This window comes from Streptomyces sp. ISL-66, assembly GCF_018614135.1.
GTDB lineage: Bacteria > Actinomycetota > Actinomycetes > Streptomycetales > Streptomycetaceae > Streptomyces.
This window is the reverse complement of the sequence record NZ_JAGGOW010000080.1, coordinates 1-10,886: the sequence shown is the minus strand read 5'-3', so window position 1 is coordinate 10,886 and position 10,886 is coordinate 1. Positions and strand designations below refer to the sequence as shown.

At 73.7% G+C, this 10,886-nt stretch carries 8 protein-coding genes; 2 read left to right on the top strand and 6 right to left on the bottom strand.

The window, feature by feature from the left end; all coding sequences use genetic code 11:
• Both J7E97_RS16550 and J7E97_RS36640 read right to left on the bottom strand, forming a co-directional pair.
• The coding region (locus tag J7E97_RS16550; RefSeq protein WP_215027782.1) for an ATP-dependent helicase at positions 1 to 1,409 on the bottom strand (1,409 nt) is incomplete at its 3' end.
• Positions 1,410 to 1,676: 267 nt separating this feature from the next.
• Complete coding sequence (locus tag J7E97_RS36640) at positions 1,677 to 2,024, bottom strand: MGMT family protein (protein WP_285428290.1); 348 nt, start codon at positions 2,022 to 2,024, stop codon at positions 1,677 to 1,679.
• A 131-nt stretch (positions 2,025 to 2,155) separates the two neighbouring features.
• On the opposite strand from J7E97_RS36640, the gene J7E97_RS16540 reads away from it, so the two are divergent.
• Positions 2,156 to 5,002 carry a lysylphosphatidylglycerol synthase domain-containing protein gene (locus J7E97_RS16540; RefSeq protein WP_251054671.1) on the top strand — a complete coding sequence of 949 codons (2,847 nt, stop codon included), beginning with the start codon at positions 2,156 to 2,158 and terminating at the stop codon, positions 5,000 to 5,002.
• Between the two features lie 80 nt (positions 5,003 to 5,082).
• On the top strand, positions 5,083 to 6,681 hold the full coding sequence (locus J7E97_RS16535) for an alpha/beta hydrolase (protein WP_215027778.1): 1,599 nt from the start codon (positions 5,083 to 5,085) through the stop codon (positions 6,679 to 6,681).
• Between the two features lie 88 nt (positions 6,682 to 6,769).
• On the opposite strand, the gene moeZ is transcribed toward J7E97_RS16535, so the two are convergent.
• The 4 genes from moeZ to J7E97_RS16515 form a co-directional block, all read right to left on the bottom strand.
• Positions 6,770 to 7,948, bottom strand: a complete 1,179-nt coding sequence (moeZ, locus tag J7E97_RS16530; RefSeq protein WP_215027776.1) for an adenylyltransferase/sulfurtransferase MoeZ — start codon at positions 7,946 to 7,948, stop codon at positions 6,770 to 6,772.
• A 63-nt stretch (positions 7,949 to 8,011) separates the two neighbouring features.
• Positions 8,012 to 8,758: a spherulation-specific family 4 protein gene (locus J7E97_RS16525; RefSeq protein WP_215027774.1), complete on the bottom strand. Its 747-nt coding sequence runs from the start codon at positions 8,756 to 8,758 to the stop codon at positions 8,012 to 8,014.
• Positions 8,746 to 9,774, bottom strand: coding sequence for an NAD-dependent epimerase/dehydratase family protein (locus J7E97_RS16520; RefSeq protein WP_215027772.1), 1,029 nt, complete (start codon positions 9,772 to 9,774; stop codon positions 8,746 to 8,748). Before J7E97_RS16520 ends, J7E97_RS16525 begins: the two co-directional genes overlap by 13 nt.
• A 117-nt stretch (positions 9,775 to 9,891) precedes the next feature.
• Positions 9,892 to 10,794: a hypothetical protein gene (locus J7E97_RS16515; protein ID WP_215027770.1), complete on the bottom strand. Its 903-nt coding sequence runs from the start codon at positions 10,792 to 10,794 to the stop codon at positions 9,892 to 9,894.
• Between the last annotated feature and the right edge of the window lie 92 nt (positions 10,795 to 10,886).

Here is a 10,886-nt window from a genome sequence, read left to right as displayed (position 1 = left end):
GCCCCGGCCTCGGCCTCGGCCCCGGCGCCCGGCTCCGCCGGGGCGAGGGGCGTGTCGGGGCCCGCGAGGGCCAGGGTGCGCAGGGCCGTCAGGAGGGGGGCGACGGCCGGTTCGTGGCGCAGCGGGATGTCCGTGCCGTCCGTTTCGGCCGGGACGCCCGCCGCGATCAGGGCGCGGCGCATCTGCGGCAGGGTGCGGCCGCCCGCGCGGACCAGGACGGCCATGTCCTGCCACGGCACCCCGTCCTCCAGATGGGCCCGGCGCAGGATGTCCGCGATGTTGTCCAGTTCCGCGCCGGCCGTCGGGTACGTGTACACCTCGGCCCGGCCGCCCTCGCGGGTGGAGGCGAGCGCGCGGTGGGCCCGTACCGCCGCGGCGGGCAGGCGCGGCATCGGCATGCGGGAGGTCAGCTGCCGGGTGGCGGCCAGCAGCCCGGCCGAGGAGCGGCGGGAGACGGTCAGCGCGCGGACCCGCGCGCCCGGGAAGGAGGTCTCGAAGTCGAGGATGTTGTTGATGTCCGCGCCGCGGAAGGCGTAGATCGACTGGTCTGGGTCGCCGAAGGCGGTCAGCCGCCCCGCCGGGCCGGCGAGCGCGCGCAGCAGGCGCAGCTGCGAGGCGTCCGTGTCCTGGTACTCGTCCACGTAGACCGCGTCGTACAGGGAGGACATCGCGGGCGTACGCTCCGCCAGCAGCACCGCGCGGTGCAGGAGCTCGGCGTAGTCCAGGGTGCCCTGGAGGTCCAGGACGTCCAGGTATTCGGCGAGGAAGGCCGCCGCCGCCTTCCAGTCGGGCCGCCCGGTGCGGGACGCGAAGTCGGACAGCTCGTGGGGGCCGAGGCCCAGCTCGCGCGCGCGGGCCAGGACGGCGCGCACCTCGTCCGCGAAACCGCGCGTGGTCAGCGCGGCCCGCAGGTCGTCCGGCCAGTGGATGGAGCGGATCCGGCGCTGGCCCTCCAGCAGGGTGCGGACCATGACGTCCTGCTCCGGGCCGGAGAGCAGCCGCAGCGGGTCCGCGAACAGGTCGGCGTCCTGGTGGGAGCGGACCAGGCCGTAGCAGAAGGAGTGGAAGGTGGTGGCCTGCGGGGCGCGCGCCCCGCCGAGCCGCAGGGCGGTCCGGTCGCGCAGTTCCACCGCCGCCTTGCGGCTGAAGGTGAGGATCAGGATGCGCGCGGGATCGGCGCCGGCCTCGACGCGGGCCGCGACCGCCTCGACCAGCGTGGTCGTCTTTCCGGTGCCCGGTCCGGCCAGGACCAGCAGCGGGCCGCCGGTGTGCTCAACCACCGCGCGCTGTGCTGCGTCCAGCACCACGGGATCCACCCGCTGCGGCCCGGTACGCACGAGGCGGTACGCGTCCGGGGTCCGCGTACGCCGCCGCTCGGTGCGGTGGCCGTCGGAGGAAGAGGTGTTCACGTGGGGTGCCGGTCCTGGTGGGTCTGCCGTCGCAGCGGTCGCTGCCGTGGTGAAGGCCGCAGCCGAAGCCACAGCCGAAGGGGCAACGCTACGGCAACCCGTGCGGCCCGCGCAGGCTCCTCCGCGGCCCGTGCGGTTTCCTCCGCGCCCGCGTCCCGGCGGCGGCCGGGGCCGCCGGCCCGGCTGCCATCCGGGCCCCCGCGTCCCCCGTACGGGGCTTCGTGCGCTCCTTCGACCGCCCGTTCGGGCCGCGCATGGCCGAAGCTGTCACATGTGACCTTCGTCCTGTCCGGCGTCCCCGTCCCAGCGCGCCCGTCGCATGTCCAGGCGCGGTTCGCCGTCGCCGGTCAGGCGCAGCGGGGTGGCCTCGGCGCGGTAGTTCTCCAGGGCGCGCCGCTCGCTCCCGGGCAGCGGACGCCCGTCCGCCCGCACCACGCGCCACCAGGGCGCGGCCGCGCCGTACAGGGCCATGACACGGCCCACTTGGCGGGGTCCGCCCTCGCCGAGCCACTCCGCGACATCGCCGTACGTCATCACCCGGCCGGGCGGAATCCGCTCGGCCGCTTCCAGCACCCGCTCCGCGTACGCCGGCAGCTCTTCGCTCATCCGGCCCATGGTGCCGCACTGGAGCGGCAGGGCCGCGGAGGGTCGCGTTCCGGATCGGCTCGCACCCTGCCGCCCCGGCCGGACGCCGGTCCGTGCCACCATCTTCCGGGCGGTGACGCGTGATAGGTGATCAAGAAGAGATGGAAGTGACGGAAAAGGAGCAGGGTGTGAGCCCTCCGAACGGCGCGGCGGCGGACGACGGCGCGCGCCCAGACGACGGCCCCGCACCAGGTCCTGCCCACGATCCCGCGCACGACCCGGCGCACGACCCGGTCCGGGAACCGGCGCCCGGTCTCACCCCCGTGCCCTTCCCCTCGCTCTCCAAGGCCTCCGCGACCGGCGCCGGAAGCGGCACCAGGACCGATGGCGGGACCGGCTGCGAGGACGTCCAGGCCCCGCACGGGCACGCCCCGACGGCCGCCGACCAGGTCGAGGTCGACGAGCCGCTGCTGGCCGCCCGCGTCCACCGCCCCTCCGACCTCGTACGCCTCCTCGTCGGCATCCTCGGCGTCGCCGTCCTCCTCGCCATCGCCGCCTTCGCCCACCAGACCACCGCCGGTCTGGAGCAGGACATCAGCAACGGCACCGGCCAGGCGCCGGACGTGCTGATCAAGGTCGCCGGTCTGGTGTCGAGCATCGCCGTGCTCCTCGTACCGGTCGCCTTCGCCATCGAGCGGCTGATCAAACGCGACGGGCTGCGCATCGCCGACGGCGTGCTCGCCGCCGTCCTCGCGCACGGCGTCACCCTCGCCGCCGACCTCTGGGTCACGCAGGGAGCCTCCGAGACCATCCAGGACGCCCTCACCCGGCCCACGGGAGCCGGCGGGGCCCTCACCGATCCGGTGCACGGCTACCTCGCGCCCGTGATCGCGTACATGACCGCCGTCGGGATGACGCGGCGGCCGCGGTGGCGGGTCGCCCTGTGGGTGGTGCTGCTGCTGGACGCCTTCGCGATGCTGGTCAGCGGCTACACCACGCCCTTCTCGATCGTCCTGACCGTGCTGATCGGCTGGAGCGTCGCGTACGGAACCCTGTACGCGGTCGGCTCGCCGAACGTGCGGCCCACCGGGCAGAACCTCCTCGCCGGACTGCGCCGCGTCGGCTTCCAGCCGGTCAGCGCGATGCGCGCCGAGGCCCCGGAGGGCCCCGACAGCACCGACGTCAGCGATCGCGGACGGCGCTACCACGTCACGCTGGAGGACGGCCCGCCGCTCGACGTCACCGTCGTGGACCGGGAGCAGCAGGCCCACGGCTTCTACTACCGGGTCTGGCGCCGCCTCACGCTGCGCGGCATCACCACCCGGCGCAGCCTCCAGTCACTGCGCCAGGCCCTGGAGCAGGAGGCGCTGCTCGCCTACGCGGCCATCGCCGCCGGAGCCAACGCGCCCAAGCTGATCGCCACCTCCGAGCTGGGCCCGGACGCCGTGATGCTCGTGTACGAGCACCTGGGCGGCCGGAGCCTGGACTCGCTGGCCGACGAGGAGATCACCGACGCCCTGAGCCGCAACGCGTGGCAGCAGGTGCGGGCGCTGCAGTCGCGGCGCATCGCGCACCGGCGGCTGACCGGCGACGCCCTCGTGGTGGATCGTTCCGGCACGATCACCCTGACCGATCTGCGCGGCGGCGAGATCGCGGCCGGGGACCTGGTCCTGCGGATGGACATCGCGCAGCTCCTGACCACGCTGGGCCTGCGGGTCGGCGCCGAGCGCTCGGTCGCCTCGGCCGTGTCGGTGCTCGGCCCGGACGCGGTGGCGGACTGCCTGCCGCTGCTCCAGCCGATCGCGCTGAGCCGCTCCACCCGCTCGACGCTGCGCAGGCTCGCCCGGGAGCGGGCGGACCGGGAGCGCGAAGCCGTACTGGAGTCCTCGCGGGCGGCGAAGGCGGCGCGCGAGGCCGGTTCCGTCTCGCCCGCCACACGCTCCGCCACGGAGAAGAAGGCCGAGAAGAGGGCCCTGGACGACGCCCTGGACGGGGCCCGCGAGGAGGATCTGCTGAGCCAGATCCGCCAGCAGGTGCTGCTGATCCGCCCGCAGGCACCGGTGGAGCCCGCCCGGCTGGAGCGGATCCGGCCGCGCACGCTGGTGTCGTTCATCGCGGGTGCGCTCGGCGCGTACTTCCTGGTCACCCAGCTCGCGCACGTCGAATTCGGGACCACGATCAGCGAGGCGCGGTGGGGCTGGGTCGGGGCGGCGTTCGCCTTCTCGGCGCTCACCTATTTCGCGGCGGCGATGAGCCTGTTGGGCTTCGTGCCCGAGCGGGTGCCGTTCCTGCGGACCGTACTGGCGCAGGTCGCCGGATCCTTCGTGAAGCTCGTGGCTCCGGCCGCGGTCGGCGGTGTCGCACTGAACACCCGCTTCCTCCAGCGGGCGGGCATCCGGCCGGGGCTGGCGGTGGCCAGTGTGGGCGCCTCCCAGCTCTTCGGGCTGGCGAGCCACGTCCTGCTGCTGCTGTCCTTCGGCTATCTCACGGGGACGGAGAAGACCCCCGAGATGACCCCGTCCAGGACGGTGATCGCGGGTCTGCTGACGGTCGCGGTACTGGTCCTCGTCGTCACGGCGGTGCCGTTCCTGCGGAAGTTCGTGGCGACCCGGGTACGGGCCCTGTTCGCCGGAGTCGTCCCGCGCATGCTCGACGTGCTCCAGCGACCGCAGAAGCTGCTGACCGGCATCGGCGGGATGCTGCTGCTGACGGGCTGCTTCGTGATGTGCCTGGACGCCTCGATCCGCGCCTTCGGCGGCGGCGAGGACATCAGCTACGCGAGCATCGCGGTCGTCTTCCTGGCCGGCAACGCGCTGGGCTCGGCGGCTCCGACCCCGGGCGGCATCGGAGCGGTGGAGACCACCTTGACGCTCGGCCTGATCGCGGCGGGGCTGGACAGCCAGGTCGCGTTCTCGGCGGTGCTGCTGTTCCGGGTGATGACGTTCTGGCTGCCGGTGCTGCCGGGGTGGATCTCCTTCAACTTCCTGACGCGCAAGGGGTCGATCTGACGTCGGCGCCGGGCCGCTCCGCGTGACCCGGATGGGTCAGCGCGCGGGCGGCCGGGCCGGGGGGACCACACGATGGGGACATGCCGACCAACAGCCTTCGGATCGCCGCTGCCGCCGCCGCTGCCGCCGCACTGTTCGCCACCAGTGCCTGTTCCGACGGCGGGGGCGGCACGAAGAGGGGCAAGGACGGCGCCGCCCAAGGGGCCAAGGACCTGAAGTGGGGGGACTGCGAGGCGCCCACCGCGGCCGAGGGCGGCGGGCAGGTGCCCGGCAAGGACTGGCAGTGCGCCGTCCTCGAGGTGCCCCTCGACTACGCCGAGCCGGCGGGTGAGACGATCGAGCTCGCCCTGATCCGGGCCAAGGCCCGGGACAAGAAGAAGCGGCTCGGGTCCCTGGTCTTCAACTTCGGCGGCCCCGGCGGCTCGGGCATCACCACCCTGCCCGGCGCGGCGAGCGAGTACGCGGCCCTGCGCGGCCGGTACGACCTGGTCAGCTTCGACCCGCGCGGCGTCGGCCGCAGCGCGCCCGTCGTCTGCGAGGACGACAAGCAGCTGGACGCGTACTACGCCGCCGACTCCACCCCCGCGACGCCGGAGGAGGAGAAGGTGTTCCTCGGCAACATCGAGAAGTACCAGAAGGCCTGCGAGGAGAAGTCCGGCAAGGTGCTCCCCCACGTGGGCACGGAGAACGCCGCCCGCGACCTCGACCGGATCCGCCAGGCGCTCGGCGACGAGAAGCTGAACTACTTCGGCATCTCCTACGGAACCGAGCTCGGCGGGGTCTACGCCCACCTCTTCCCCAAGAACGTCGGCCGGGCCGTCTTCGACGCCGTCGTCGACCCGACCAAGACCTCCGAGCAAGGTGCGCTCGGCCAGGCCAAGGGCTTCCAGCTCGCGCTCGGCAACTTCGCCCAGGACTGCGTGAACCGCGGCGACGCCTGCCGCATCCAGGGCAGCACCGCCAAGGAGATCGAGGCGAACATCATCAAGCTCCAGAAGGAGCTGGCGGCCAAACCCATCGCCGGCATCGGCGACCGCAAGCTGACGGAGACCGCCGCGACCAACGGCATCGCCCAGTCCCTGTACTCCCGGGAGCTGTGGCCGCTCCTGGAGCAGGGGCTCGACGAGGCCGAGGGCGGGCAGGGGCAACTGCTGCTCGCGCTGTCGGACACGCTCAACGGGCGGGACGAGCAAGGCCGGTACAGCAACATCGGCGCCGCGAACACGGCCATCAACTGCGCCGACTCCAAGGACCGCTACACCCTCGCGCGGACCAAGGCCAAGCTGCCGGACTTCCGCGCCGCCTCGCCCGTCTTCGGGGACTTCCTCGGCTGGGCCATGATGAGCTGCACCGACTGGCCCGTCCCGGGCGCCTGGAACACCCCGGACGTCTCCGCCCCGGGCGCCGCGCCGATCCTGGTCATCGGCAACACCGGCGACCCGGCGACCCCGTACGAGGGCGCGCGCAAGATGGTCGAGCGGCTCGGCCCCGGCGTCGGCGTGGAGCTGACGTACAAGGGCGAGGGCCACGGCGCGTACAACAGCGGCGACAAGTGCGTGCAGCAGGCGGTCAATGCGTACCTGCTGGACGGGAAGGTCCCGGGCGCGAACACCGTCTGCACGGCCTCGCCCGCCTCCCCGTCCGCATCGGCTCCCGTCCCGCTGCCGCCGTCCGTATAGGAGACATGACAACGGGAGGCCGGCTGCTCACGCAGCCGGCCTCCCGAACACCGCTCCGCTTTTCGACGGAGAAGTCAGTGGACCGAAATCAGTAGACCGGCTTGTCGGGCTCGATCTGGTGGACCCAGCCGATGACGCCGCCGCCGACGTGGACCGCGTCCGCGAAGCCCGCGGACTTCAGGACCGCGAGGACTTCCGCACTGCGGACACCCGTCTTGCAGTGCAAGACGATGCGCTTGTCCTGCGGCAGGTCCTGGAGGGCGGCGCCCATCAGGAACTCGCCCTTGGGGATCAGCTTCGCGCCGGGGATCGAGACGATCTCGTACTCGTTGATCTCGCGGACGTCGATGATCTCGATCGGCTCGTCGTTGTCGATCCACTCCTTGAGCTGCTTGGGAGTGATCGTCGAGCCGAGCGCGGCCTCCTGGGCCTCCTCCGACACGACGCCGCAGAAGGCCTCGTAGTCGATGAGCTCGGTGACGGTCGCGTTCGGGCCGCAGACCGCGCAGTCGGGGTCCTTGCGGACCTTGACCTGGCGGTACTGCATCTCCAGGGCGTCATAGATCATCAGACGGCCGACCAGCGACTCGCCGACGCCCGTGAGGACCTTGATGGCCTCGGTGACCTGGATGGACCCGATGGACGCGCAGAGCACGCCCAGCACGCCGCCCTCGGCGCAGCTCGGGACCATGCCCGGCGGGGGCGGCTCCGGGTAGAGGCAGCGGTAGCACGGGCCGTGCTCGGACCAGAAGACCGAGGCCTGGCCGTCGAAGCGGTAGATCGAACCCCACACGTACGGCTTGTTCAGCAGCACGCAGGCGTCGTTCACGAGGTAGCGCGTGGCGAAGTTGTCCGTGCCGTCGACGATGAGGTCGTACTGGCTGAAGATCTCCATCACGTTCTCGGCTTCGAGCCGCTCTTCGTGAAGGACCACGTTCACGTACGGGTTGATGCCCAGCACGCTGTCGCGGGCCGACGCGGCCTTGGAACGGCCGATGTCCGCCTGGCTGTGGATGATCTGGCGCTGCAGGTTCGACTCGTCGACCTCGTCGAACTCCACGATGCCCAGCGTGCCGACGCCGGCCGCGGCCAGGTACATGAGGGCGGGCGAGCCGAGGCCGCCCGCGCCCACGGCCAGCACCTTGGCGTTCTTCAGGCGCTTCTGGCCGTCCATCCCGACATCCGGGATGATCAGGTGGCGGGAGTACCGACGGACCTCGTCAACGGTGAGCTCAGCAGCTGGCTCTACCAGGGGTGGCAGCGACACGGGGACTCCGTAGATGGTGACGTCTTAACGGTGGTTCTTCCCGTAACACTGCCACGCCCTCCTTCATTCCGAGACACCCGGTCCGATCCGCGAGACGATTTCGTCCCAGTACCCGGGCATCGACGCCCACGGATCCAGTGGCGCGGGCCCGCGCCGGTCGGTGAACCAGATCGTGCCCGCGCCCTGCCAGCGGGCGATCCGCATCGCCTCTTCCAGGTGCGTGCGCGGCACCCCGTGGACGAGGTGGCAGAACCGCTCCGGCGGATGGTCCGCCGTCCACTCCGCCACCTGCGACCAGCGGTAATCGGCCCAGGTGCCGGAGAAGGTGACCAGCTGGTCGGCGGTCTGCGTGTACTCCTCGCAGGGGTGGGTGCCGTGCCCGAGGACGATCCGCAGGCCGGCCCCGAGCCCCCTCAGGGCGTCCACGACCCGGCGCACGGAGGCCAGCTCCGCCCTGCCGGCCGGGGCGGCCGCGAGGTAGAAGCCTCCGACCCCGTACCAGTCCCGGAAGCGGTGGGCGTCGGAGACCAGCTCCCCGAAGGACCTCTCGCCGTCTCGCATCGCGAGATGGCCGAGGACGACGCCGCCGGCGGCTCGGAGCTTCGCGGCCGCCTCGGTGCAGTGCGGGTCGGGCCGGCCGCCCGGCCCGTCCGTGACGTTGAGCACCGCCCAGTGCAGCGGGGTCCCGGGCCGGGTCAGTTCGGCCCATTCCACCGGGGCCAGCAGCGGATGCGCGTACCCGGGGACGCCGAGGCCGAGGCCGCCGGTCTCGGTGGCCGCCGCGGCCTGCGGAGTGCTCAGATGCGGCACGCCGCCTCCATCCAGATGTCCGCGAGGGACTCCTCCAGGTTGATCCGGGGCCGCCAGCCGAGCCGGTCGCGGGCGGTGCGGACGTCCGCCTGCTGCCAGGCTCCGCAACCGTCCGGGTAGGGGTACGGGGGCTGCGCGGCCTGCGCCGCGGCAAGTTGCTCGGCCGTCGCTTCGGAGCGCGGGGAGCCGATGGCGGCGAGCCCGGTGGGCCGGCCGGGGAGCCCGTGCTGGCCGTGTTGGCCGGCATGCTGGCCGTGCTGCGGGACGTCGAGCTCGTGCAGCGAGCCCGCGTACCCGGCGACCCGCGCCAGCACGGACGCCGCGTCGCGCAGCCGGACCGCGCGCCCGGTGCCGATGTTGACCACGCCCTGGGCCGCGGACAGCGAGGCGGCGTGCACCGCCCGCGCCACGTCCCGTACGTCGACGAAGTCGCGCTGCACGCCGAGCCCGCTGAGCTTGAGCTCGCCGTCCCCGGACTGCATGGCGCGCCGCATCGCCTCGGCGAGACGGCCGAGGGGGGACCCGGCCGGGGTGCCGGGGCCGACGGGCGAGAAGACCCGCAGGACGACGGCGTCGAGCCCCGAACCCAGCACCAGTTCGGTGGCGGCGAGCTTGCTCACTCCGTAGGGCCCACCCGGTCTCGGCACGGCGTCCTCGGCCGTGGACGAACCGGGCTGGCTGGGACCGTACTCGGCGGCGCAGCCGAGCTGGACGAGCCGGGCCCCGCAGCCGCTGCGGCGCAGCGATTCGCAGATGGTGGCGACGGCGACGGTGTTGTGCCGGGTGAGTTCCCGGGCGCCGCCGCGGGTGGCTCCCGCGCAGTTGATGACGACGCCCGGGTGGACGGCGTCGAGGAAGCGGGTGAGGGCGCCGGGACTGCCGGTGGCGAGGTCGAAGCGGACGTCGGCGTCGTCGCCGCGGCCGAGCGCGGTGAGCTGGACCGCGGGGTCGGCGAGCAGACGGTCCGCGACGTAGCGGCCGAGGTATCCGTTGGCTCCGATCAGCAGCACCCTCATCGCGCGGCCCCTTGGTTGGTTGGCTGGCCGGTCATGTCCTGTGTCTCCTTGCTGGTGGGTCGGGGGGGGGTACGGGGGTACAGCGGTACGGGCACTTCGGTGTCGGGTCCGAAGGGCTCAGGGACGCGCATGCGCGGAAGCCCGCGACAGGGCGAGGACGGCGGGTACGAGGAGTCCCGCCGCGGCGGCGAACGGCGCCGCGGGGAACGGGACCAGGGCGAGCGCCATGGCCGCCGCGATGCCCCGGCGAGGGGCTCCGTGGGCGAGCATCAGGCGGGTCAGGAACAGCAGCACCGCGAGCGGTACGGCGGTCGGCAGTGGGGCCCCGGCCACCGCGGCCGCCCCCGCGGCGGCCGCGGTGAACAGCAGGGCCGTGCCGACGAGCAGCGGCTTGACCCCGTCGGCGAAGTCCTCCAGGGCCCGGCTCCCGGCGAGCCTGCGCCGGGCGCGGGCCGCGAACCAGGCGCCTGCCAGGTGCCCCGGGGCGACGGCCACGGCCAGGGCGACCCCGAGCGGGGTCCCGTGGCGCAGCACGGCCCAGCCGACGACGGCGGCGGCGAGCAGGTACACGGGGGCCGCGGACCGGCCGGGCCGGACCGGCCTGCCGAGGCCCGCGACGGCGGCGAGCACGGCGAGCGCTCCGGCCCAGGGCACCCCGGCGGCGGCCGCTCCGAGGGCGAGGGCCCCGGGGAGCAGGGCGTAGCCGAAGCCCCGTACCGCCCGGCGGCCGACCGGGATCCCGGCGGGCGTGGCGGGCGGGCTCTGGGCCCTCGGGGTCCGGGCGTAGAGCTCCTCGGCGAGCGAGAAGACGTCCCGGTGGCGGAAGCGGGCGGCGGTGCGGTCGGTGATGCCGTGGGCCTCCAGCCCGGCGGCGATCTCCAGCGGGTCCACGGCGCGCTCGCAGAGCTCCCGGTGACGGTGGAGCAGGGCCTTGACGGGGTCCCCGACCGGCCGGTGCCGGCGGCGGGGGGACGGATCGGGCGGTTCGACGGGGACGGCTTCGTCCAGGGGGACGGTCATACCGCGGCCTCCACGCTCGTGACCGCCACGGCGAAGGCCACGGCGACCCGCGCCGGGCCCGGGCCCGGGTCCGGGTCCGGGCCGGGCGCGGC